Here is a 22,656-nt window from a genome sequence, read left to right as displayed (position 1 = left end):
AGCTGCCAGTCCTCATCGAGGCGAACAAATTCCGACGGCTGCACCGAGCACTCCATGGCCTTCTCCTTCCATACGCAATGGAGAAGAGCATATCTCAAATTGATATTTTAAGTTAGCGCATATGCGCGCATGCGGGTATCCATGGTGAGCAAAGGCCAAGTCGACTCATCTTGTCTGAACAGGGATCAGGCGAAGACCTGATCTGCACAACGCCCCGGCTGCGCGCCGGGGCTTTTTCATGTCAGCAGCACTGGCGACTTACTGCCGGAAATAAAACTCGCCAATCGCCTGGTCGTACAGCGCCGGGGTTTGCTCGTGCCCCACCGTGCGGGCCAAACGGACGACCTCATTGCGAACGTTACGCAAGACCCGGTCCACCGAAAGACCGGGCTTGACCATTTCTTTCACAAAAATACGGGTGAACAGGCCGTTCTTTTCCTTGTCGTTGTCACCCAAGCGGTCGAGCGCCTGCTGCCCCGAACCCGCCGAGAACATGATCATCTGACCGGTCGCAGCCGAAGTGGGGGCCAAGCCTCGGCCACCAATGGCGCGACCTTTGCTCTTGAACGGGTTGTCGCGGCAAGCATCGATCACGGCCAGGGCAAATTTGGTTTTTTTCTCTTCCAGGTCGTCCAGCACCTTTTGCAACAAGATGGCATCGTCCTTCACTTGGTCTTCCTGATCGCCTTGCACATCGGTAGGCAACAAATAATTGGCGTTGCCCAATTGCACGCCATGACCGGCGTAGAAGAACAACACCTCATCGCCGCCGCTCAGGTTTTGACGAAAGTCCCGAATGGCCTGCTTGAATTTTTTCTCATCCAGGTTCAAGTGCTTGAATACCTTGTAACCCACCGCCTCCAATGACTTGGCCATGGCCTCGGCGTCGGCACCCGCATTGTTGAGTTTGGGCACATGGGTGTACAAATCGTTGCCGATCACCAAGGCCTTGCGGTTGGCATAAGTCACAGGTTGACTGGGTTTGGCTGGCGGCTCAGGCGTTGCCGCTGCGACTTCCTTGGCTTTCGCCGCAGCAACTGCTGCTGCATTTTCTTGCTGGAGTTTGGCGAGCATCTGCGTCATGGCTTCGAGCTGCTGCGCCATCTTGCGCTTTTCCTCATCCATGGCCCGACGCTCCTGCTCCAACTTGAGTTGGGCGGAGTTGTCAACGACCACAGCGGGAGCAGGTACGGAAGCAGGCGGTACAACTGCTGCTGGGGTCGGTTTACTTGCCGATGGGCTCGCTTGATTGGCGGGTGCCAATGCCACAGCAGGCAGCAAGGCAGTGGATTGAACAGGTTTCGACGTTTCAGACTCGATTCTGGGCGCAGCAACAACCAGTGGTTCTGGCGCTGCGGCAAGCTGCTCACCCGTATTCACCGGGTAGGCCAACGCCATGATCGGTTGTGGCTTTTTGTTGAAATAACTTTGCTGCATGGACTCGATGTAAATCGAAGTCCAACCGGACAATATTTGATGCTCTGCCAAAACTTGACCTGTTTTGAAATCGTCCCTGAATTTGACCGCTGTCATGCCTTTTGGTGGCAAAACAAATGCATCAATACGCAGGTTCTTGCCGTTAAATTGTTGAACAGTCAATTCAACTTGAAAGACACTGGGTCTCGATCTGCCCAGTTTCTCCGGCAACCCCTCTAATGCACCCGACCACCATTTTTTGGCGTTTTGATCAGCCCAGCTCAAGGTCCTCCAGCTATCAAAATTAAATGCAAACATCCTGGAGCATTTATTCAAGGTCTGACTGCTGGTGGTGCCATGCTCGCTGACCATGAATTGATTGGGCGCGTTTGATAAGCAATTCGTATTTCCCCACCGACCCACTGTAGTTGTCTGTCGAACGATCAAGAAGGGCACTTTCGCATCGGGCTGCTGATTTTTAAGTGTGTATACCTCCCAGTTGCTGCCGGGATAATCAATGGTGGTGACTTGAGTCGCCTCCCACACACCTTCTGGCAAAGCCACACTGGCACCCGATCCCATGGGCAAGAAATCCCTGTAAACAGAACCCTTGGCAGGCTGCGCCGTAGCAGGAAGAATGACACAAGCCATAAGCCCAACAAAAACCAAAAGCCAACGCTGAACTACAGTGAAAAACAAATTGGGCTGTATCAAAGTAGCCCGCTTGGTAAATGAAATGGTCGACATGTTTGTTCCTGAAATCTCTTGGCGTTCATGGTTTGACAGACTCAGCACAAAGCGTCTGCGCAGAAACCGTTCCAATTGTTACACTGATGACCCGGTCTACACCACTGTAGGAAACACCCAATATGCGCTTCCTTTTCTCGACCACGATCATGGCCCTGGTGCTTTCGCCATGGAGCGCCATGGCTCAAACCCAGTTGATCACCGAAGCCGAGGCTCAGGCACCCAACATGCAAGTGCCCGCCACGCGGGCCATCACCCGGGGTCCGGGTATCAACTTGCTGTCGCCGACAGAAGTCTCAGGTAAATCTTTCGCATTCAAAATGGTTTTTGAGCCCCGAGGCGGCGCCAAAATCGATCCGAGTTCGGTCAAATTTGAATACTTAAAGCAACCTGTCGTCGATCTAACCGCTCGATTCAAAACAGGTTTGAACGGCAATCAGCTTGAATTGCCTCAAGCCAGCGTGCCCGCAGGCACGCACCCGATCCGCGTTTCCGTGCGCGACAGCGAAGGCCGTGAAGGCAAGACCATCATCCACTTGAGCGCCAAGTGAGCCACTCCACCTTCAACTGTCCTTACTGCTGGAGCAGTGTGCCTGTCCAGGCATCGGTGTGCAGCCATTGCACGCGGGATCTCACACTCTTCAAACCCCTGGCGCTCCAACTTCAAACACTGAGCGATGAACTGACGCAACTGAAAGCGCTGGTGCAGCATCAGGCCGAGACACTCACGCAGTTGCAATCGCGGGACATCCAGGCTGCCGCGCTGAGCTATGCCGAAAAGCACGACACTTCACCGCCATCACCAAGCGACTTTGACACCATCGCGCCCCAACGGTCCTGGCTCCATCTGCTGGGCATGGTGGTAGTGACCATTGCCACCATGGGACTTTGTCACTGGGTCCTGCTTTTTGTCTACGACGCACCGCCTTTGTTTCTGCGTCTCTTGACCATCACACTGCCCGCATGGACCGGCTATGCCTGTGCCCGTCGCAGTGGTTTCGGTGGGTTCACACAACTCCTGGCCGCTTTGCTGGTGGGTGGCTTGTCCGTCACCTTGATGCTGACCATCACAGCCCGCCTCGATGGGGTGCCTCTGTGGCCCGAGACTGCGAGGGATTGGCGCGAAACACTGGAATACACCGCCGCCATCGCTTTGTCATTTTTCACAGGCTACTTGACCCACCATCTGTTGGCCCGATGGGCGCGCCAACAGCGCAACAAGATCAGCCTGAGGGTTTTGCTGGCGCGCGATGAGTCCGGTCAATTCAAGATCACGGAAATCTCCAACCAGGTTCAAAGCCTGATCACGGCCACCGCCCCTTTGGTCTCTGCGGGTGCGGCACTCTACTCCGGACTCAAGGCCTTCACGGGCTCATGAACTGTCCCCGCTTGAATGGGTTTACTCTCATGAAAATAAACACTTCGCTCATGCTGATGCTGGCTTTGTTCACGGCATGGCCTGCACAATCACAGACACAGGCTTTGCGATCTGCAGTGATCATCGGTCTGAGCCAATACGGAGCCAACACTGGCGCAACCACGCTCGAAGGTGTACCCCATGACGTGGAGAGCGCCAAACGGATTGCCGCCGCCATGGGCATTCCGGCCAACCAGATCCGCCTGGTGCGAGACCAGGAGGCCACCAAAGAAAAAATCCTCCAGGAAATTCGGCAATTGGGAGAACGCACGCGCGATGGCGGACGCAGCTTCATCTACTTTTCCGGACACGGCACGCGTTATTGGGACCCGGCGGTCAACGGTTGCGTGGAAGGCCTGCTGACCCACGATGGTCAAGCCATCACCAATGCAGAACTGGCACAGGCCACACAAAAAGTGACTGCTGGTGCGGACAAAGTCATCACCATGATCGATGCCTGCCACTCGGGTGGCGTGACTTCCAGCAAGGCGGCCACACGGTCGATCGGCGGCATTGAGTTCAAACCCAAATTCACCTTCAAGGCCAGCAGCGCTGCCGACGCCTGCAGCCAGCCCTCGAACCTCAAGACCAGAAGCCTCTTGGGTGAAGCGACACGCTTGGGGGCACTGCAAGAAAACGTGGTGCAAATCACGTCTTCCCGGCCTGATGAAGTCAGTTTTGACGAACCGGGCAAAGGTGGACTGGCGACGCAAGGTGTACGGGATTGTTTGCTGGGCAAAGCCGTCGACAAGGACGGCTCCGGTGCGGTCTCGCTGGCAGAGATTCAGCAATGCGCACAATCTTTCATTGACTTGAGGCTCAAGGGAGCGAAAGACCTGACGCCGCACCATGTGTCGGTATCGGGTAACCGAAACCTGATTCCTGTGGCTGTGCAACGTCCGACCACAACACAAGTGGCAGCGGCCACGCCCAGTCCGGCGCCCGCAGTGACGTCTGCGCCAGCGGCGACCACCGCGGCAACACCGGCACCGACTGCACCGGCACGACCCCCTGCCACCATGGCCGCGAACACGACACCGGTCAGCACAGCGGTACCTGTCACGTCACCGTCACCTCCTCCTGCAGCCCCGCCCAATACAGCTTCACGGCCCCCTTCCACACCCGTCGTGCCGGTCATTCAAACACCAGCCGCGCCACCGGTCACAGCAACGGCCACCCCTGGCCCAGCCCCAGCAACCAGTCCACCCCCTGCAGTCACCCCTGCAGTCACCCCTGCGGCACAACGCCCTGAGCCCAGCTCAGCGGTAGCAGCCACGCCACCTGCCGCCAGCACCCCTGCACTGGCGCAAGCCACACCTGCACCCGCAGCACCCGAGCCGATGCTGGCATCACTGGCCACATTGACCGATATCGAACAGCAACGCGATCCACGCATCGTGCTCGATGTCAAACTGAGCAAATCGGTACTGAAGATCGGCAAAGACGCTTTGGACCTCAGCATCAAATCCAGCCACGATGGCTACATTTATATGGTCTTGCTGGGCAGTGACCGCAAGAGCTTCTATGTGCTCTATCCCAATGGTCTCGACAAAGACAACCGGATCAAGGCCGGTCAAACACGTCGGCTGCCACGCCCTGACTGGCAACTGGAGGCTGCTGGCCCCCCCGGCACAGACCACCTGTTGGTGATGGTGTCTTCAAGCCCACGGCAAATCGACCGCTTGACCATGGCCGAGCCCTCGGCCACCAACCCGTTCACTTTTGCCCTCAATGAAATTGGTGGCCGCACTGCGCTGATCAACTTTTTGGTTCACAACAAAGATGGTGAGGGCTCCGAACGCTTTGGTGCCAAACTGCTGACCCTGAAGGAAGTCTTATGAAACGCTTTACCCTGACTTTGGCATTCGTTTTGATGGGGGCATCTGCATCGGCCCAGTTGGTGCAGCAGGCCTCCAAAGAAGACCTGATCGAAAAGCTCACACCACCTGCACCACCCACCACGCGCAGCCTGCGCAACCTGGTGCCCAAACCAGTCAATGTGGATTTATCCATCAACTTTGATTTTGACTCCGCGCGTTTACAGGCCAGCAGCAAGCCCTTGCTCGACAACCTGGCCCAGGCCATGAACAGCGAGCGTCTGTCCCAACTGAAATTCAAGGTTGAAGGTCACACCGATGCCAAAGGCAAAAACGAATACAACCAGGAGCTGTCAGCACGACGGGCCGCGGCTGTGCAGGCCTACCTGATCGGTCAGAACGTGACTGCCGAACGCTTGCAGGCCGAAGGCAAAGGTGCCAGCGAATTGCTGGTCCCCGAAAAGCCATTGGCCAGTGAAAACCGCCGCGTGCGGATCAGCCTGTTGCCATGATGCGCTGGGTCTCTTGGCTGCCAACACCGGTCCTGGCGTTGGGGCTGTGCGCACCGGCCATCCATGTGCAGGCTTTTGAGTTGGTCTCTGTGCAAGAAATGCAGGCCTCTTTGGCGGCAGCTGAACCGTTAAGCGCTAAAACGGCTGCGGTGCCAGGCGCTCCTCAAATCGAGATCGTGTACCCCAAACTGGACGCGCCTGTGGCCTCGCCAACGGCCATTCAGTTGATGTTTGTGCCTGCTGCCTCCAGCGTTGTCCGTCCAGAGACCTTCAAAGTCCTGTATGGCCGTCTGCGCATTGACATCACGCAGCGCCTGATCAACGTGGCCAAGGTCACCGCCGAAGGCATCAACGTCAAAGAGGCCAGCTTGCCCAAAGGCACGCACCGACTTCTGATCAGCATTGAAGACCTGCAAGGCCGCCAGGGCATCAAGTCACTTGATTTTGAAATCAAGTGATTTAACTGACGGCTTCAGCGACACTCTGAATTGACTTCATTTTGAACTCCCCTGAATCCCGCGAACGCCGGGCCCTTTGGCTGCTCTGGATCACACCGGCCCTGTGGTCCGTCAATTACATCGTGGCCCGCACCGCACCCGGGGTGGTGGAGCCGCACATGCTGGCGCTGGGCAGGTGGGCGCTGGCGGGCGTGATACTGGGCTTCATTGCACGCAGTGAACTCTGGCGCGAACGCCGCAGCAGCCTGCGGGTGGCTTGGCAATACCTGGTGCTGGGCGCTTTGGGCATGCTGATTTGCGGGGCCTGGGTTTACCTGAGCGCACAGACCACCACAGCCATGAACATCGCGCTGATTTATGCCGCATCACCGGTACTGATCGCACTCGGTGCCGTGCTGTGGCTGGGCGAACGGTTTTCCTGGCGACAAGGCTTGGGCGTGCTGGTGGCCATGGCGGGCGTTTTCCATGTGGTGGTCAAGGGGCAATGGGCGGCGCTGGGCCAAGTGCAATGGGTGGCGGGTGACGGCTGGATTGTGGTCGCCATGATCGCTTGGGCAGGCTTTTCTTTGCTGCAAAAAAAATGGCCCTCGCCTTTGGGTGCCACTGCGCGGCTGGCCACGATTTGCATGGGCGGCGTGTTGGTGCTTTTGCCTTTTGCAGCCTGGGAATGGCAGCAAGCCGAAACACCCCTGTGGAGCATGCAAGCCACCTGGCTGGTAGTGGGTGCCGGTCTGGTGCCCGGCGTCGGGGCTTACTGGGCTTATGGGTTTTGCCAGAAAGTGCTGGGCGCCAGCCGCGTGGCAGCCAGCTTGTACCTGGGGCCGCTGTATGGCGGCTTGACCGCCTGGGTGGTGCTGGGCGAATCTCTGGGATGGCACCACGTCATGGGCGCGGGCCTGATCTTGCCCGGCATCTACCTGGCCTCACGCCAAGCCCCCGCCAGCCCAGAGATCTAACGCCGCTTGGCGTTCCACAAGCGCAGGGCTTTGCGGACTGCCGGCACAAAAAAGCCTCCCGAAGGAGGCTGTTGGGTTCTGGGCATCATCGCCCCTGGCAGAAGCCTCAGATGTAATACATGCGGCTGTTGACCATGCGGGCAGCGCGGCGGGTCATGTAAGTGGTCAAGTCGGCGGCTGGGGCGGAAGTGTTTTCGGCGCGGTCCATGGCCGTTTGCAGCTCGGTCATCAGGCGGCTGTCGGTTTGGGCCATGGCCCACAGTCGCTGGTCCGCACGGTTGCGCGCCAAGTTGGCCGACCAGGCGTCCAGATTCGCCATCACGGCCTGCGCCAACAGACGGCTCACGCCGCGCAAGGCGGCAATGGCGACCACCGCCACGGCCCAAAGCGCCATCCAGGCCGCGATCACATGTGTTTCGGCCCAGTCGTCAATCAGGTGGTCGGTCACCACCACCAAACCCGCAACGCCAGCGGCTAGCATCCAGGTGGCCAGGGTTTTGGTCGAGGTCGTCGGTGCTGACGGTGCACCAGAGGGGGCAGGCATTTGGCCCAAGACAGATTTAGAAGTGGTCGTGTTCATTTTGAGTTCCCTTGATTTGATTTTGTATGCTTTGGCAATCCAAACCAGCAAAACCATGACTTGAATCATAGGGTTTTTACTCATGCGATTCAACTTTATATTCATGATGTTCATCATTCATAATGGTGATATATAACCGGTATTTGCATGAACTCCCCCATCCCGGCCTCATTTCGCACGCTCGACCTGAATTTGCTCCGAATTTTTGACGAGGTCATGGCCGAACGCAGCCTGACAAGGGCGGCGCGCAACCTCTCGCTGACCCAACCCGCCGTGAGCAACGCCTTGCGCCGCTTGCGCGATGCACTGGGCGACGAACTGGTACGCCGCCACGGGCACGGCATCGAACCCACCCCACGCGCCTTGGTGCTGTGGCCCAGCGTGCGGGAGGCGCTGCGCCAGCTGCAAGAAGCCATCGTGCCCCAAACGTTTGTCCCCCAAGAGGCCAGCAGCACCTTCATTCTGGCCATGGCCGACGCCACGGCGGCTGAATTGATGGGCGGGCTGGCCCGTCAAATCCAATCCGAGGCACCGGGCGTCTCGCTGCGGGTGGTGCCGCTGACCACGCGGGACCCCCGCAGTCTGCTCAGCGATGGCGCGGCCGACATGGCACTGGGCTACTTTCCCGCTGTGCTGACCGACTTGACCGGGCGCGCACAAGCGGGTGAAGCCGTGTCCTTTGAACACCAGCGCCTGTATGCCGGTGAATATGTGTGCGTGATGCGACAAGGCCACCCCCTGGCCAAGCAGCCCATGACACTGGACAGGTATTGCGCCGCCCGGCACCTGTTGGTGAGTTTTTCAGGTCGGCCCTATGGCTTTGTGGACGAGGCGCTGGCCACGATTGGTCGACAGCGCCGCATCGTGATGACGGTGAACCAGTTTTTCACCGCCGGGCAGGTGGTGGTCAACTCCGACCTGCTCACCGTGCTACCACGCCACTTTGTGCCCACCACCGGCATGGGCGATCAGTTGCTGCTGCGTGAGCTGCCGCTGGACGTGCCCCCCGTGCATGTCGAGGCTTTGTGGCATCGGCGGCTGCAACACGACAGCGCGCACCAATGGCTGCGTGAGCAGCTGCTGCAAGTGGCGAAAGCGGCTTTCGACACCGAAGCCACGGGGGTAATGGCATGAACATCCAGCTCCTGTCGGACCTGCATCTGGAGTCCAACCCCGGCTTCATGCCCACGCCCGCGCCGGGTGCCGATGTGCTGGTGCTGGCCGGTGACATCGGCTCGTACCAAACCGGCTCGGCACTGGCCGCGTCCGGCGATGACGACTTTGGCCTGGCGCGGTTTTCGCCGCTGCACGGCTGGCCGACGCCTGTGCTGTTTGTACCGGGCAACCACGAATACGACGGCCTGGACTTTGACCAAGCCCACACCCGTTTGCAGGGCACCTGCCAACGCTTGGGCATCACCTGGCTGGAGCGCGAAGTGCTGGAGCTGGACGGTGTGCGTTTTGTCGGCACCACGCTGTGGACCGATTTCGATGCACTGGGACCGTTGGCAGGCCAGACCTTGCCAGACCCCACATCCGCCAAATTTCCAGCCCACTTTCACCATCCCAACAGCCAGTACACACGCCAGCTCAAGGCACGTGACAAGGCTTTTCGGGCGGCCAACTATTACCTGCGCAAAACCCTGACCACACGCCGTGGCGAGCCCTGGCTGGCCGAGGGCCTGCGCGAGCAGGCCCTGCAATGCCAAGTCTGGTTGAGCCAGGCCTTGGCCCAGCCGTTTGACGGACCCACCGTGGTCATCACACACTTTGCGCCCAGCCTGCACAGCGCTGATCCGCGTTACGGCCACGTGCCGGGCACGGCCGGTTTTTGCAATGCACTGGACCACTTGCTGCCACACGCCCAGTTGTGGCTGCACGGCCATTTGCATTGCGCCAGCGACTACACCCAACACGGCTGCCGCGTGGTGGCCAATCCGCTGGGTTATGCGCACAAAAACGAGCAGCTGCAATTCCAGCCTGGCTGCCTGCTCGCAATCTGAATGAATGCCAGATCACATGGGGTCATACACGCCCCGGCATCCCGTCAAATTTCATGACCCAAGTCAAGACAGGGCTCTGAGGCTGCGGTTAAAGTCAAGACTTCTTTGATCCGCAACAGGAGACCTTCATGAAAATCTTATTGGCCGTTGATGGCAGCGAATACACCAAAAAAATGCTGGCCTACCTGACCACGCATGACGAACTGTTCAGCGCGAACAACAGCTACACCCTGCTGACGGTGAATCCACAACTGCCCCCCCGTGCGCGCGCAGCCGTGGGCAAAGAAGTGGTCGACGCCTACCAACGTGAAGAAGCCGAAAAAGTGCTCGGCCCGGTCACCAAGTTCCTGTTGCGTCACGGCATCGACGCCAAGACCGTGGCCAAGGTGGGCCATGCGGGCGAGACCATTTCCAAGACCGCCGACAGCGGCAAGTTTGACCTGGTGGTGATGGGCTCACACGGCCACGGCACGCTGGGCAACCTGGTCATGGGCTCGGTCGCCACCCAGGTGCTGGCACATTGCAAAGTGCCCGTGCTGTTGGTGCGCTGAGCATTGGGGTATCAGCCCAGCCCTTAGCCAGCATTCGCGAGCAGGGGCTCGCTCCCACTTCAGACCGCGTCAGCGGGCGCTCAGGCCGTCGAAACAGGTGCTCATCACCAGGTCGAGGATTTGTTCGTCGGTGTGTTGCTCGCCCATTTTGAGAAACTCCAGCACCGGGTCGCAGGCCCGTGCAAACAGGGTGTAGAGCACCGCCACCGCAGGCAGGGCTTGGTTGATCTGACCTTGCGCCTGGGCTTTTTCAATCCAGCCGCCCAGCGCATCGCTGACTTCCATCAAGCCATCCATGTAGTCCTTGCTGGCCATCAAGGTGGCGCGCAGGCTGGAGTTCTGGCTGGGCAAGGAAGGCATCAGACCTTGCAGTTTGAGGGTCATCGTCCAGCGGGTCACCGCCTTGAGCTTGTCGATGGCCGCCTGTTCGGCAGGCAAAGTCAAAATGAACTCTTGCGCCTTGCGCATGGCCGTCACCATGGCCGCGCAGGCCAGCTCTTCCTTGCTGGTGAAGTGCTTGTACAAGCTGGCCTTGGCAATGCCCACCTCGGCCGCCACTTCGTCCACAGTCATCGCATCAAAGCCTTTTTCGGCCAGCAATCGGTTGACCGACTGGATGATGGCCGTCTCTCGGGCGGCGAGCATCTGGACCTTGAAGGATTTTTTGGGCGGTGTACGGGCTTCTGTATTCATCGGCGGATTCTAGCCCGGCAGACCAAAAAAAGACCCTGCGGTCATCCCTAAGCCTGTTCAATTCAAACCGCGAGAGTCCCGTTTATCCACACGGGCCGGTGGGCGTCAGGCTTTTTGCAAGCCTGGCACCCCCGCGCGAACAACCCACTGCCCCTGCGAGCGAAAAACCCCGTCCGCCTGGGCCGGGTTGGGGGTAGTTCTGAACTCTGCCGCCACGCCCTCGGGCCGCACATCCAGCACGGTGTAACCGCGTTCGTCCGAGCGGGCATGCAGGATGTCCGGGTTGCTCTCGCGGATTTGGGCCAACAACTTCTCACCCAGACCGCGTGAGGTGACCGATGTGGTCACGATCTCGCTGGCCACCACAGGCGAGCGCTCGTCGTTGGCTTGCACGCGCAATTGGGCTGCCACGTTCATGTGCACATCGCCGCCCAACAACACCACATTGGACACCCCTGCCTGCGCCACCGTGCCGAGCAGTCTGGCGCGGGCTTGCGGGTAGCCGTCCCAGCCATCGGTGAAGGCACTGCGCCCCAAAGGCGTGTTGACGCCACTCGAACTCATTTGTGTGGACTGCGCCACCAGTTTCCAGCGCCGGGTGCTGCACGTCAGGCCCTCGGTCAACCATTGCTCTTGCGCCGCGCCCAGCATGCTGCGCGCCGGATCGCTCAGGGCGTCACACCCCACCACCACCCGGCCACCGCCCCGGTTCGGGTCCAGACAGGCCTGGTGGTCGCGGTACTGGCGGCAGTCGAGTGTCCACAGATCGGCCAGTTTGCCCCAAGCCATGCGGTCATGGATGCGCATTTGGCTACCGTTGACCGGGTCTGGCCCCAGGCGCAGCGGCATGTGTTCAAAATAAGCTTGGTAAGCCGCCGCGCGGCGGCGCAAAAACACCTGTGGGTCGGTGAACTGGCGATCGAGGTCGTTGGCGTAATCGTTGACCACTTCGTGGTCGTCCCAGGTCATGACCCAAGTGTGCGCGGCGTGGCAGGCTTGCAAATCCGCGTCGGTCTTGTATTGCGCGTGACGCTCGCGGTATTCCTCCAGCAACTTGGGCACGCCCCCTTGGTGCTTGCGCAACATGTACTGGGGGTTGGAGCTTTCGTAAATGTAGTCCCCCACAAACAGCACCAAGTCCAGATCGCTTTGGGCCATCTCGCGGTGGGCGGCAAAAAACCCCTGCTCGTAATGCTGGCAAGAGGCCAGGCCCATGCGCAAACGCGCCACGGCCTCCTCGGCAGCAGGGCTGGTGCGTGCACGGCCCACCGGGCTGATGGCGTTGCCGCAGACAAAGCGGTACCAATAAGGCCGCCCGGGCTGCAAACCACTGGCCAGCACATGCACGCTGTGGCCACGTCTCGCATCGGTCTGCACGTGCCACTGGCGCACAGGCTGGCGCAATGCCGCATCGGCAAACACCTCGCACACGACGGGCACGCTTTGGCTCTTCAGCGCCGCATCGGCCTCGCTGATGCGAAGGCGCGTCCACAGCACCACGCTGCCCGGCTGGGGCTGCCCGCTGGCCACCCCCAAACCGAAGGGGTCCACTTGCCAGCGCAGCCCGTTGCCCGAAGGCGAGCCCTGCAACAACTGCGCTTGGGCGGCGGCGCTCAACCAAGGCATCAAGGCCAGGGCCAAGGCCCGGCGGTGCACATCACGGCGGGAAACAAGGGGGCGGTTCATGTCTGCAAAGCGTTCAGGGCGGGATGACCAAAATTCAGCAGGCATGTTAACCGGGGCGCTTCGGCTGGCCTGCGCCAGTGGCCGCTTGCCAAGCGGTGACAGGCGGGCACGCCAGACGGCGGCACAATGAACGGCATGACCCCGCCCGAAAAAATCCGCAAAGACCACCTGGACACCCTGGCCGTGAGCATGCTGCTGGTCTGCTGCATGTTCTGGGGGTTTCAGCAGGTCCTGGTCAAGGCCACGGTGGCCGAATTGCCGCCCGTGTTCCAGTCCGCGGTGCGCGGCGTGGGGGCCACGCTGCTGCTGTGGCTGTGGTGCCAATGGCGCGGGGTGCGCCTGTTTGCACGCGACGGCAGCCTGTGGGCCGGTTTGCTGGTGGGCTGCCTGTTTGCTGCGGAGTTTGCTTTCATCTACATCGGCCTGCAGCACACCTCGGCCTCGCGGCTGACGGTGTTTTTGTACACCTCGCCCTTTTGGGTCGCGGCGCTGGTGCCTTTGTTCATCCGCACCGAGCGGCTGCGCCCTGTGCAATGGCTGGGCATGGCCTGCGCGTTTGCCGCCGTGGTGTTTGCCTTGCGCGAAGGTTTTGGCGGCGGCGGTGCCACGGGCGACCTGATGGGCCTGGCGGCCGGAGCCTTGTGGGGCCTGACCACCGTGGCCATCCGCGCTGCCAACCTGACGCGTCTGGCCGCCGAAAAACTGCTCTTCTACCAACTGGCCGTCAGCACCGTGGTGCTGGTCTTGCTGTCACACCTGATGGGTGAGCCCTGGGGCGGTGACTGGAGCCACTTTGCCATCGGCTCGGTGGCGCTGCAAACCGTGGTGGGTGCATTCGCCAGCTACCTGGCCTGGATGTGGATGCTGGGCCACTACCCGGCCACCAAAATTTCCGCCTTTGTGTTTTTGACGCCGCTGTTCGCGCTGCTTTTCGGCATGCTCTGGCTGGGCGAAGCCGTAACCCTGACGCTGGCGCTGTCCTTGGCGCTGGTGGCGGTCGGCATCGTGTTGGTCAACCGCAAACCTGGCTGAGCGCGGCATGGGTTTTTCGCTCTGTCAGCCGTACCCGCCCGATCTGTCATTCCCGCGAAGGCGGGAATCCATCTTCCATTCCCCATCGGTAAAAAAACCTCACACCAATTCCACCCCTTGAACCTCCTTTCTGAAAGACACGCATGACCTACCAAGCCCTCCAAATTGAAAAAGACGACGCTGGTTACCGCTGCACCCTGCAAACGCTGGATGACAGCGCCTTGCCCGAAGGTGACGTGACCGTACAGGTCGACTATTCCACCGTCAATTACAAAGACGGCTTGGCGATCACCGGCAAATCGCCCGTGGTGCGCAAGTTCCCGCTCACGCCCGGCATCGACCTGGCGGGCACGGTGACCGACAGCCAGCACCCGCTCTTCAAAGTGGGTGATCAAGTCGTGCTCAACGGCTGGGGCGTGGGCGAAAGCCACAGCGGCGGTCTGGCGCAAAAGGCACGCCTCAAGGGCGACTGGCTGGTGAAGCTGCCCGCCGCCTTCACCCCGCGCCAGGCCATGGCCATCGGGACGGCCGGTTACACCGCCATGCTGTGCGTGATGGCGCTGCAAAAGCACGGCGTCACGCCCGACAAAGGCGACATGTTGGTCACGGGTGCTGGCGGCGGCGTGGGCAGCGTGGCGATCGCGCTGCTGGCCAAGCTGGGTTACCGCGTGGTGGCCAGCACCGGCCGCCTGCAGGAAGCCGACTACCTGCGCCAGCTGGGCGCGGCCGACGTGATGGACCGGGCCGAACTGTCAGCCCCCGGCAAACCCTTGGCCAAAGAGCGCTGGGCCGGCGTGGTTGACACCGTGGGCAGCCACACCCTGGCCAACGCCTGCGCCAGCACAAAATACGGCGGCGTGGTCACTGCCTGCGGCCTGGCCCAAGGCATGGACTTTCCGTCGAGCGTGGCACCCTTCATCCTGCGTGGCGTGACCTTGGTCGGCATCGACAGCGTGATGGCCCCGCGTGCCGTGCGCGAAGCGGCCTGGGCACGCCTGGCGCAGGACCTGGACACATCGCAGCTGGAGCGCATGACGCGTGAAGTGGGTTTGGCCGACGCCATTGGCTTGGGCGCGGAGATTTTGGCGGGGCAGGTGCGTGGGCGGGTGGTGGTGAACGTCAACCGCTGAAAGACCCTGAGGATTGTCAGCATGTCACCGATAATCACGCCTTCTGATTTCCAACGGCTTGCACCTTCGCAGGCCCTCTTCCCGGAGCAAACATGAGCACTTTCCAAACCACCGGCGCACGCGCCACGGGCCTGGCCACCATCGCCGCCGACGGCACCGTGCTGGACACCTGGTTCCCAGCCCCCGAACTGGCAGGCGATGTGGCCGCCAGCGGCAGCACCCGCCTGAGCCAGGCCGAAGCCGTGGCCGCCTTGGGCGCTGACGTAGCCCAGGCGCTTGCCCCATGCGCGGTGCGCAATGTCACCGTGGTCGCTGTGCGCACCGAGATCAAAAGCCTGGCCGACGCACCCGCCGACACCCACGACGCCTACCTGCGCCTGCACCTGCTGAGCCACCGCCTGGTGTTGCCACACGGTGCCAACGTGACCGGCATCTTTGGCCTGTTGCCCAATGTGGCCTGGACCAATTTCGGCCCCTGTGCCCTGGCCGATGTCCCCGCCGCGCGCCTGAGAGCCCGTGGCACCGGCCGCGTGCTGGAGGTCAAGGGCCTGGACAAATTCCCGCAGATGACCGACTACGTGATCCCGTCCGGTGTGCGCATTGCCAATGCCGACCGTGTGCGCCTGGGTGCGCACCTGGCCAGCGGCACCACCGTCATGCACGAAGGCTTCTGCAACTTCAACGCTGGCACCCTGGGCGCCAGCATGGTCGAAGGCCGCATCAGCGCAGGCGTGGTGGTCGATGACGCCAGCGACATCGGCGGCGGCGCGTCCATCATGGGCACGCTGTCGGGCGGCGGCAAGGAAGTCATCAAGGTCGGCAAGCGCTGCCTGCTGGGCGCGAACGCCGGCATCGGCATCTCGCTGGGCGACGACTGCGTGGTCGAAGCCGGCTGCTACATCACCGGCGGCAGCCGCGTGCAGCTGCCCGACGGCAGCGTGATCAAGGCCAAGGAACTGTCCGGCAAAAACGGCATCCTGTTCCGCCGCGATTCACAATCCGGCGCCTTGCACGCCATTCCGCGCAACAAGAGCTGGGGCGAGTTGAACGCCGAGTTGCACAAGAACTGATGCCATGCGCCGAGGCCTGCCCTTGAACTGGAAGTTGACCGCTATGGGCAGCTTTTTGCTGCCTGTGGTGATGGTGCTTCTGCGCCAACTGTGGCCAGACATTTCATGGGGCTTTCTCTTGCTGTTTGGCTTGCAAGTGATGCTGTTGCTGGCGGCACTGCACTTGGTGGTGACCAGCATCTGGGGGCCTGGAAGCCGTTGGAATCTACCAAACCCAGCGGTCGACTCACAGCGCCGCATCTTTGTGAAAAGAGGGGCTCTCATGGCCAATTTGCAGGCCATGCTGCGCCGTGTCAAAGCGGCCGTTCAAGCGCCGTTTGGGCGTTTTTTGAAACGCAAAGCGCCTTGATACCGGGCACCGAGCTTGCCCCACTGCACCACGGATTCAAAGCCCTTGAACCAGCGCACCGTTGATCCGGGCCAGTTCACGGAATTCAGCACTGATGCGGCCATCACCCGCTGCGCTTTGCCAGAATTGGATCGCCAGCATCCGCGCATGCAGCCACACACCCAGAGTGTCCGCATTGGGGCGTGGCAGTTGGCGGGTCCAATCGCGCACCACCACCTCGCCCGCCACCGGCGCATAAAACATGGGCAACATGTCGTAAGCTGGGGCCAACTGCCAACGGTGCTGGTGCAACAACAGTGAGACATTGCCATGGTGGCGGTCGGTGTTGGCGATCAGGGCGCCAAAGGCGTCCAGCAGGCACAGCGTCTGGATGTCGGCAGCGCTCAGGCTTTCAGTGCCTGCGCGACCGGTCTGCATGGCCGTCGCCGCCCACTGCGATCCGATGCCGATGTAGTGCGCGTCGTACATCTCCAGCGACACCATGCCCACACGGCCCTGGGGAGTGCGGTCAAAACGACGACTCTGCAAAAAGACGCGGCCACCGGCCTGCACGATGTCGGTCTGCGCGGCGGCAATGCCTGCGGCCTGCAGCGTTTGCAGGGCCAATGCCTCGCACACCAGCAGGTCGCGCCATCGCTGGTCGGCCGGAGCGTCACCTGCGGGCGAGAACTTGACCAGCACGGGCACGCCATCCGTCACCGCGCAAAACTTCGGCTGCTCGCCTCCTGCGCTGGAACCCGGAGCAGCGCTGCCCAGAGCCTGCAGGGCCAGACGGGGGTAGTCTTGCGCCGGATCGCTCACCGCCGGAGCAGCGCAGCGCCCGGGCGGCAAACTCAGATAGCGGTCCAATGAAGCGCCGCCCACCAGCAAGTTGCCCGGCAGGTCTTCACCTGCACGCACCAGCGCCAGCAGAATGTGGTCATCGCTCCAGTGCGCCAGATGCGGGGGCAGGGCCAGCTCGGCATGCGCCTGCACAAAGGTACGACCCAGAAAGCCTTGGGGTCGGGTGTCCATCAAGAACCAAGGCAAGCTGGGGTGAAATGCGCTTTGGCCATGGCTCTTGTCGGCTTCGTCCATCCAGAAGCCGCCACCAGCCAGTGGGTAGAGCGTGCCAAAGCGTTGCAGCTCACCACTGGGCAGCACCTGGTGGATCAGCACCTGCCGCCCTGCGCCAGGCACATCACGCGGCAGCAAATAGCGTTGCGCCCTGGCCGCCCCCACCTTCACCACCTGCCCCGACGCCAGCAGAGGCGCCAACAGGCGCGACACCGTGGGTTGGCTCACGCCCAGCTGCGCCTGCAGCTCAGGGCTGCTGGCGTGGCCGTTGTGGCGTCGCAGGGCGGAGATCAGGTTTTCGGTGGTCATTGAATGAATAACTGAATAGATATGCCGATAATACGGTTTTTCTAAGCTGTTGTCATTCAATAATTTTTGAACATTTTCTCTTGTCTAACGCTTTTCCCGTGAATGGTTAAAAGTGATGCGGGATCCCAGGTTTTCCATCCCTCGGCCAGTTCACGCCTTGGCCAAATGCCGCTTGGCCAGATCCACATACCAATCCAGACACCCCGGATTGGCCATGGCGTCTTTGTTGACCACCTTTTCCAGCGGCTGACCCAACATGAGCTTCTTGATCGGCAACTCCTGCTTTTTGCCGGACAGGGTGCGCGGGATCTCGGCCACCTGGAAGATGTCGTTGGGGATGAAACGCGGGCTCAGCGCTACCTTGATGGCGTTGTTGAGCTTGGCCTTGAGCGCGTCGTCGAGCGTGGTGCCTGGGCGCAGCACCACAAACAGCGGCATGTAGCTTTCCTTACCCAGGTACTCCAGGTCCACCACCATCGAGTCCATGACTTCGGGCAGGGCTTCGACAGCGCTGTACAGCTCGCTGGTGCCCATGCGCAGGCCGTAGCGGTTGATGGTGGCGTCGCTGCGACCAAAGATCACGCAGCCTTCGCCCTGGCCCTGTGCATCCCCGATGCGCAGCCAGTCGCCATGCCGCCAGACGCCGCCCATGCTGGCCGGGCCGTCGCCACCGCCGGGTTGGCGACCATGGCCTGCGGGGTACATCTCAAAGTAACTCGCCAAATAGCGGGCATTGTCCTTGTCGTTCCAGAAATACAGCGGCATGGACGGGATGGGCTGGGTGCACACCAACTCGCCGACCTCGCCCAGCACGGGCTCACCCGCCTCGTTCCAGGCCTCGACCGCACAACCGAGTTCACGGCACTGCATCACGCCGGGCTCTTGTGGCAGCTCGCGGTGGCCGCCCACAAAGGCGCCCGCAAAGTCGGTGCCGCCCGAGATGTTGCACCACCAGATGTCGGTGCCAATGGCCTTGAACTGCTCCACCCCCCAGGTTTGGGTGTCGGCTGACAAGGGCGAGCCGGTGGTGCCCAGGGCCCGCACCCGCGACAAATCGCCGCACCGCGAAATGTCCAGCCCGGCTTTGTGGCAGTTGGCAAAGTAGGCCGCGCCTGCCCCAAAAAACGTGACTTTTTCCTGCGCCGCCATGCGCCACAAAATGCCCCAGTCCGGGTGTTCCTTGCTGCCGCCGGGGTTGCCGTCGTAGATCACGCAGGTCACGCCATTGAGCAAGCCCGCCACCTGGGCGTTCCACATGACCCAGCCGGTGGAGCTGTACCAATGAAAACGCTCGCCCCAGCTGTTGGTGTGGTAACTACAGCCGATGTCGTTGTGCAAAATTTTGTTGGCCAGCGCCACGATCACCGTGCCGCCGTGCCCGTGCACGATGGGCTTGGGCAGACCTGTGGTGCCGCTCGAATAGACGATCCACAGCGGGTGGTCGAACGGCAGCCACATCGGCTCGAAGGCCTGCACCTCGGCATCGTCACGCGCGATGATGGCCGACATCTGCACGCTGCTGCCCACGTCGCAGTTGGTCAGATCCAGTGTGCCCAGGTTATTGTGCACGATGACGTGTTGCACGCTGGGCAAAGCATCGCGCAGCTCCTGCACCACGCCCATGCGGTCAAAATCGCGCCCGCCGTAGCTCACGCCATCCACCGCGATCAGCACCTTGGGCTCGATCTGCTTGAAGCGGTCGAGCACGGCGTTAGTGCCCATGTCGGGCGCGCAAATGCTCCACACACCGCCCACGCTGGCGGTGGCCAAAAACGCCACCATGGCTTCGGGAATATTGGGCAAATAAGCCGCCACCCGGTCACCGGGCTGCACGCCTTGGGCCTGCAGGTGCAGCGCCATGGCGGCCACCTGGCGGCGCAGTTCGGGCCAGCTCATCTCACGGCGCAAACCTTTTTCGTTGTGGCTGATGACTGCCAAAAACCCGGCCTCGTGCGCGGGCTGCACATGCCGCAGCACCTGGTGCGCGTAGTTGGTCTGGGCTCCGGGAAACCACTTGGCGCCCGGCATGACATTGTTCGCCAGCACCGCGGTGTGCGACGTGGGCGACTGAAAATCAAAGTAATCCCAGATGCTTTGCCAGAACGCATCCAGCTCGGTGACCGACCAGCGCCAAAGGTCGTTGTAAGTGGCAAAGCTCAGGCCGCGCTCATCGCGCAGCCAGTTTTGATACAAACGAATTTGAGGCAGATGAGGCGCGGGAGCGGAGAGATGGTTCACATTGTTCATGGCTTGCAGCGTAGCAGCGCCTGCGCTGCGCTGTCACGCGCAACAACCCTGAAACGTACACCTAGGTGACAGCGTGGGCCGGGTTTAACCGGGCACCGTTTCGCAGCGGCCCTGACCCGTGGCCTGACCGCGAAAATCGCTTTGCCACTGCCTCGCCACCAGATCGATCTGGATGCGCTCGTTGTCGATCGCGGTCATCACGCCACCGGGCAGCAGCGAAAAACCATACGGCTCGACACCATCGATGCGCAGGCGGCGAACGGCTTTTTTGTCCCAGTCGATGCGCACCTCGCGCACCCAGGTGCTGCGCTGCGGCAAATAGGCCACAGCGCAACTGAGCACCACCGACGACGGCGCGGCGATGGCGGGGCCCACCGCGGCCAGGCACAAGGCAGCCCATCCCACAACATGTGCCAGCCTGCGCACGATGTCAGGCCCCCGTGTCTTGGGCCATGCGCTGGCTCTTCCAGTACACATCGTCACCACCGTTCATGCGGTTGAGCACGCGGGCCAGCACAAACATCAGGTCCGACAGACGGTTAAGGTATTGGCGCGGTGTTTCGTTGATGGCCTCTTCGTTACCCAGTGCCACGCAAGCACGTTCGGCGCGGCGGGCCACGGTGCGGCACACATGCGCTTGTGCCGCGCCACGGGTGCCTGCAGGCAAGATGAATTCTTCCAGTTTGGGCAGTTGGGCGTTGTACTTTTCAAGGGCGGCGTCGAGTGCCGCCACGGCCTCATCTTTCAGCAATTCAAAACCGGGAATTGACAGCTCGCCGCCAAGGTTGAACAACTGGTGCTGCACCTCCACCAGCACCTCACGCACGTCTGCGGCCATGTCTTCGCACAGCAGCACACCGATGTGGGAGTTCAGTTCGTCCACCTCGCCCATGGCGTGCACGCGCAAGCTGTTTTTGGACACGCGCTGGTTGTTGCCCAGCCCCGTGGTGCCGTTGTCCCCGGTGCGGGTGGCGATTTGTGTGAGTCGGTTGCCCATGGTGTTGCTCTCTATTTTGTTCGCTCAAGCGTGCGGAGTCTGAATGAATCGCCCACAGGGTGGGCTCCTACAAAGAGGCTTGATTGTCGACCAAGTCCCCTTGGCTTGTCTGACAAAAGACAGCAAGGCCATTGTTTGCGGCGTAAACTGCTGTTCAGCATGTCTGGCGGATTTGGCCCGCCATTAACGGAGACACCCCCATGAACGCCCCTGTTGCCGCCGCCCACCTGGCCCCCGAAATCGCACAACGCGCTGTGCCTGAAGCCTTTTTGGCCGCCCTGAAAGCCCGCTTTGGCGGCAACTGCTCCACCGCGCTGGTCATCCGCGAACAACACGGCCGCGACGAGTCGGCTTTCACCCATGTGCCGCCCCCCGCCGCCGTGGTGTTTGCCGAAAACACCCAGGACGTGGCCGACGCGGTGAAACTGTGCGCTGAGCACAAAGTGCCGGTCATTCCTTTTGGCGTGGGCTCTTCTCTCGAAGGCCACTTGCTGGCGGTGCAAGGCGGCATCAGCATTGACCTCACGCGCATGAACAAAGTCTTGGCCATCAACGCCGAAGACCTGACGGTGACGGTGCAGCCGGGCGTGACGCGCAAGCAACTGAATGAAGAGATCAAATCCACGGGTTTGTTCTTCCCGATCGACCCGGGTGCAGACGCGACCATTGGCGGCATGAGCGCCACCCGCGCCAGCGGCACCAACGCCGTGCGCTACGGCACCATGCGCGAGAACGTGCTGGCCATGGAAGTGGTCACCGCAGCGGGCGAAATCATCCGCACCGGCACCCGCGCCAAAAAGTCGAGCGCCGGTTACGACCTGACCCGCCTGATGGTGGGCAGCGAAGGCACGCTGGGCGTGATCACCGAAGTCACCGTGCGCCTGTACCCCTTGCCCGAAGCCATCTCGGCGGCGATCTGCTCTTTCCCGAGCATCGAAGCGGCGGTGCGCACCGTCATCCAGACCATCCAGCTGGGCGTGCCGATTGCCCGTGTGGAGCTGATCGACCACAACACCGTGCGCATGGTCAACGCCTACGCCAAGCTGGGCCTGCGCGAAGAGCCCATGCTGCTGATGGAGTTCCACGGCTCGCCTGCGGGCGTGAAGGAACAGGCCGAAACCGTGCAAGAAATCGCCAGCGAATTCGGTGGCAACGCGTTTGAATGGGCGGTGACGCCCGAAGAGCGCACGCGCCTGTGGACCGCACGGCACAACGCTTACTTTGCGGCCATCCAGAGCAAACCCGGCTGCCGCGCCATCAGCACCGACACCTGCGTGCCCATCAGCCGCCTGGCCGATTGCCTGCTCGACTCCATCACCGAGACCGACGCGAGCGGCATCCCTTACTTTTTGGTCGGCCATGTGGGCGATGGCAATTTCCACTTCGGCTATCTGATCGACCCGAACAACCCGCAAGAATGCGAAACCGCAGAAGCCTTGAACCAGCAATTGGTCAACCGCGCTTTGCGCTTGGGTGGCACCTGCACCGGCGAGCACGGCATTGGCCTGCACAAGATGGACTTCTTGCGCACCGAAACCGGCGAGGGTGCGGTGGACATGATGCGCACCATCAAACGGGCGCTGGACCCGCACAACATCATGAACCCTGGGAAAATTTTCTCGATGTGACG

22 protein-coding genes are annotated in these 22,656 nt (G+C 61.3%); 14 read left to right on the top strand and 8 right to left on the bottom strand.

Going from position 1 to position 22,656, the window contains the following annotated elements; translation table 11 throughout:
- Nucleotides 1-258: 258 nt before the first annotated feature.
- A complete protein-coding gene (locus tag B9Z34_RS13580) occupies nt 259-2,163 on the bottom strand; it encodes a caspase family protein (protein ID WP_108428658.1) in 1,905 nt (634 codons plus the stop codon).
- Between the two features lie 122 nt (nt 2,164-2,285).
- On the opposite strand from B9Z34_RS13580, the gene B9Z34_RS13575 reads away from it, so the two are divergent.
- From B9Z34_RS13575 to B9Z34_RS13550, 6 genes are read left to right on the top strand one after another with little or no spacing between them, the layout of a single operon-like run.
- Nucleotides 2,286-2,714 (top strand): hypothetical protein, encoded by a 429-nt coding sequence (locus B9Z34_RS13575; RefSeq protein ID WP_146179669.1) that lies wholly within the window; start codon nt 2,286-2,288, stop codon nt 2,712-2,714.
- On the top strand, nt 2,711-3,541 hold the full coding sequence (locus B9Z34_RS13570; RefSeq protein ID WP_108428656.1) for a hypothetical protein: 831 nt from the start codon (nt 2,711-2,713) through the stop codon (nt 3,539-3,541). Before B9Z34_RS13575 ends, B9Z34_RS13570 begins: the two co-directional genes overlap by 4 nt.
- 29 nt (nt 3,542-3,570) lie before the next feature.
- Nucleotides 3,571-5,421, top strand: a complete 1,851-nt coding sequence (locus B9Z34_RS13565) for a caspase family protein (protein ID WP_158268731.1) — start codon at nt 3,571-3,573, stop codon at nt 5,419-5,421.
- Entirely contained in the window at nt 5,418-5,909 is a 492-nt protein-coding gene (locus B9Z34_RS13560; protein ID WP_199220135.1) for an OmpA family protein, read from the top strand. The genes B9Z34_RS13565 and B9Z34_RS13560 overlap by 4 nt, the downstream gene beginning before the upstream one ends.
- Complete coding sequence (locus B9Z34_RS13555) at nt 5,906-6,367, top strand: hypothetical protein (RefSeq protein ID WP_108428654.1); 462 nt, start codon at nt 5,906-5,908, stop codon at nt 6,365-6,367. The genes B9Z34_RS13560 and B9Z34_RS13555 overlap by 4 nt, the downstream gene beginning before the upstream one ends.
- Before the next feature lie 41 nt (nt 6,368-6,408).
- Complete coding sequence (locus tag B9Z34_RS13550; RefSeq protein WP_233249617.1) at nt 6,409-7,323, top strand: DMT family transporter; 915 nt, start codon at nt 6,409-6,411, stop codon at nt 7,321-7,323.
- Between the two features lie 106 nt (nt 7,324-7,429).
- Here B9Z34_RS13550 and B9Z34_RS13545 read toward each other — a convergent pair whose 3' ends face one another.
- On the bottom strand, nt 7,430-7,903 hold the full coding sequence (locus B9Z34_RS13545; protein WP_233249615.1) for a hypothetical protein: 474 nt from the start codon (nt 7,901-7,903) through the stop codon (nt 7,430-7,432).
- Nucleotides 7,904-8,050: 147 nt separating this feature from the next.
- Between B9Z34_RS13545 and B9Z34_RS13540 the strand changes: the two genes are divergently transcribed.
- The 3 genes from B9Z34_RS13540 to B9Z34_RS13530 all read left to right on the top strand — a co-directional run bounded on the left by B9Z34_RS13540 (nt 8,051) and on the right by B9Z34_RS13530 (nt 10,457).
- On the top strand, nt 8,051-9,037 hold the full coding sequence (locus tag B9Z34_RS13540) for a LysR family transcriptional regulator (protein WP_199220134.1): 987 nt from the start codon (nt 8,051-8,053) through the stop codon (nt 9,035-9,037).
- Entirely contained in the window at nt 9,034-9,906 is an 873-nt protein-coding gene (locus tag B9Z34_RS13535) for a metallophosphoesterase (RefSeq protein WP_108428651.1), read from the top strand. Before B9Z34_RS13540 ends, B9Z34_RS13535 begins: the two co-directional genes overlap by 4 nt.
- 128 nt (nt 9,907-10,034) lie before the next feature.
- A complete protein-coding gene (locus B9Z34_RS13530; protein WP_108428650.1) occupies nt 10,035-10,457 on the top strand; it encodes a universal stress protein in 423 nt (140 codons plus the stop codon).
- 69 nt (nt 10,458-10,526) lie between these two features.
- On the opposite strand, the gene B9Z34_RS13525 is transcribed toward B9Z34_RS13530, so the two are convergent.
- Nucleotides 10,527-11,150 carry a TetR/AcrR family transcriptional regulator gene (locus tag B9Z34_RS13525; RefSeq protein ID WP_108428649.1) on the bottom strand — a complete coding sequence of 208 codons (624 nt, stop codon included), beginning with the start codon at nt 11,148-11,150 and terminating at the stop codon, nt 10,527-10,529.
- A 105-nt stretch (nt 11,151-11,255) separates the two neighbouring features.
- A complete protein-coding gene (locus B9Z34_RS13520; protein ID WP_108428648.1) occupies nt 11,256-12,836 on the bottom strand; it encodes an alkaline phosphatase in 1,581 nt (526 codons plus the stop codon).
- Between the two features lie 135 nt (nt 12,837-12,971).
- Between B9Z34_RS13520 and B9Z34_RS13515 the strand changes: the two genes are divergently transcribed.
- From B9Z34_RS13515 to B9Z34_RS13500, 4 genes are all read left to right on the top strand, one after another.
- Entirely contained in the window at nt 12,972-13,868 is an 897-nt protein-coding gene (locus B9Z34_RS13515) for a DMT family transporter (protein ID WP_108428661.1), read from the top strand.
- Nucleotides 13,869-14,011: 143 nt separating this feature from the next.
- On the top strand, nt 14,012-14,998 hold the full coding sequence (locus tag B9Z34_RS13510; protein ID WP_108428647.1) for an MDR family oxidoreductase: 987 nt from the start codon (nt 14,012-14,014) through the stop codon (nt 14,996-14,998).
- Between the two features lie 92 nt (nt 14,999-15,090).
- Entirely contained in the window at nt 15,091-16,068 is a 978-nt protein-coding gene (dapD, locus tag B9Z34_RS13505) for a 2,3,4,5-tetrahydropyridine-2,6-dicarboxylate N-succinyltransferase (RefSeq protein ID WP_108428646.1), read from the top strand.
- A gap of 4 nt (nt 16,069-16,072) precedes the next feature.
- Nucleotides 16,073-16,417, top strand: a complete 345-nt coding sequence (locus tag B9Z34_RS13500) for a hypothetical protein (RefSeq protein WP_233249614.1) — start codon at nt 16,073-16,075, stop codon at nt 16,415-16,417.
- Nucleotides 16,418-16,453: 36 nt separating this feature from the next.
- Here the strand turns inward: B9Z34_RS13500 and yjjJ are convergent, their stop codons facing one another.
- The 4 genes from yjjJ to B9Z34_RS13480 all read right to left on the bottom strand — a co-directional run bounded on the left by yjjJ (nt 16,454) and on the right by B9Z34_RS13480 (nt 21,026).
- On the bottom strand, nt 16,454-17,782 hold the full coding sequence (gene yjjJ / locus B9Z34_RS13495; RefSeq protein WP_108428644.1) for a type II toxin-antitoxin system HipA family toxin YjjJ: 1,329 nt from the start codon (nt 17,780-17,782) through the stop codon (nt 16,454-16,456).
- Between the two features lie 150 nt (nt 17,783-17,932).
- Complete coding sequence (locus B9Z34_RS13490; RefSeq protein ID WP_108428643.1) at nt 17,933-20,029, bottom strand: acetoacetate--CoA ligase; 2,097 nt, start codon at nt 20,027-20,029, stop codon at nt 17,933-17,935.
- Between the two features lie 84 nt (nt 20,030-20,113).
- Nucleotides 20,114-20,434, bottom strand: coding sequence for a hypothetical protein (locus B9Z34_RS13485; protein ID WP_146179666.1), 321 nt, complete (start codon nt 20,432-20,434; stop codon nt 20,114-20,116).
- 25 nt (nt 20,435-20,459) lie between these two features.
- A complete protein-coding gene (locus tag B9Z34_RS13480) occupies nt 20,460-21,026 on the bottom strand; it encodes a cob(I)yrinic acid a,c-diamide adenosyltransferase (protein ID WP_108428641.1) in 567 nt (188 codons plus the stop codon).
- Nucleotides 21,027-21,226: 200 nt separating this feature from the next.
- Here B9Z34_RS13480 and B9Z34_RS13475 point away from each other — a divergent pair, with 200 nt between their 5' ends.
- The gene (locus B9Z34_RS13475) at nt 21,227-22,654 is read left to right on the top strand and encodes an FAD-binding oxidoreductase (RefSeq protein WP_108428640.1); all 1,428 of its coding nucleotides are present in this window, start codon (nt 21,227-21,229) and stop codon (nt 22,652-22,654) included.
- Nucleotides 22,655-22,656 lie beyond the last annotated feature (2 nt).

It is taken from the genome of Limnohabitans sp. Hippo3 (assembly GCF_003063665.1).
In the GTDB taxonomy this organism is placed as follows: Bacteria; Pseudomonadota; Gammaproteobacteria; order Burkholderiales; family Burkholderiaceae_C; genus Limnohabitans_A.
This window is presented reverse-complemented; position numbering and strand designations above follow the sequence as displayed.

What these genes read in the sequence shown, in the direction of transcription:
- B9Z34_RS13580 (WP_108428658.1), bottom strand. Translation starts at nt 2,163, where the DNA reads ATGTCGACCATTTCATTTACCAAGCGGGCTACTTTGATACAGCCCAAT.
- B9Z34_RS13575 (WP_146179669.1), top strand. Translation starts at nt 2,286, where the DNA reads ATGCGCTTCCTTTTCTCGACCACGATCATGGCCCTGGTGCTTTCGCCA.
- B9Z34_RS13565 (WP_158268731.1), top strand. Translation starts at nt 3,571, where the DNA reads ATGAAAATAAACACTTCGCTCATGCTGATGCTGGCTTTGTTCACGGCA.
- B9Z34_RS13560 (WP_199220135.1), top strand. Translation starts at nt 5,418, where the DNA reads ATGAAACGCTTTACCCTGACTTTGGCATTCGTTTTGATGGGGGCATCT.
- B9Z34_RS13555 (WP_108428654.1), top strand. Translation starts at nt 5,906, where the DNA reads ATGATGCGCTGGGTCTCTTGGCTGCCAACACCGGTCCTGGCGTTGGGG.
- B9Z34_RS13545 (WP_233249615.1), bottom strand. Translation starts at nt 7,903, where the DNA reads ATGAACACGACCACTTCTAAATCTGTCTTGGGCCAAATGCCTGCCCCC.
- B9Z34_RS13540 (WP_199220134.1), top strand. Translation starts at nt 8,051, where the DNA reads ATGAACTCCCCCATCCCGGCCTCATTTCGCACGCTCGACCTGAATTTG.
- B9Z34_RS13535 (WP_108428651.1), top strand. Translation starts at nt 9,034, where the DNA reads ATGAACATCCAGCTCCTGTCGGACCTGCATCTGGAGTCCAACCCCGGC.
- B9Z34_RS13530 (WP_108428650.1), top strand. Translation starts at nt 10,035, where the DNA reads ATGAAAATCTTATTGGCCGTTGATGGCAGCGAATACACCAAAAAAATG.
- B9Z34_RS13525 (WP_108428649.1), bottom strand. Translation starts at nt 11,150, where the DNA reads ATGAATACAGAAGCCCGTACACCGCCCAAAAAATCCTTCAAGGTCCAG.
- B9Z34_RS13520 (WP_108428648.1), bottom strand. Translation starts at nt 12,836, where the DNA reads ATGAACCGCCCCCTTGTTTCCCGCCGTGATGTGCACCGCCGGGCCTTG.
- B9Z34_RS13515 (WP_108428661.1), top strand. Translation starts at nt 12,972, where the DNA reads ATGACCCCGCCCGAAAAAATCCGCAAAGACCACCTGGACACCCTGGCC.
- B9Z34_RS13510 (WP_108428647.1), top strand. Translation starts at nt 14,012, where the DNA reads ATGACCTACCAAGCCCTCCAAATTGAAAAAGACGACGCTGGTTACCGC.
- dapD (WP_108428646.1), top strand. Translation starts at nt 15,091, where the DNA reads ATGAGCACTTTCCAAACCACCGGCGCACGCGCCACGGGCCTGGCCACC.
- B9Z34_RS13500 (WP_233249614.1), top strand. Translation starts at nt 16,073, where the DNA reads ATGCGCCGAGGCCTGCCCTTGAACTGGAAGTTGACCGCTATGGGCAGC.
- yjjJ (WP_108428644.1), bottom strand. Translation starts at nt 17,782, where the DNA reads ATGACCACCGAAAACCTGATCTCCGCCCTGCGACGCCACAACGGCCAC.
- B9Z34_RS13490 (WP_108428643.1), bottom strand. Translation starts at nt 20,029, where the DNA reads ATGAACAATGTGAACCATCTCTCCGCTCCCGCGCCTCATCTGCCTCAA.
- B9Z34_RS13480 (WP_108428641.1), bottom strand. Translation starts at nt 21,026, where the DNA reads ATGGGCAACCGACTCACACAAATCGCCACCCGCACCGGGGACAACGGC.
- B9Z34_RS13475 (WP_108428640.1), top strand. Translation starts at nt 21,227, where the DNA reads ATGAACGCCCCTGTTGCCGCCGCCCACCTGGCCCCCGAAATCGCACAA.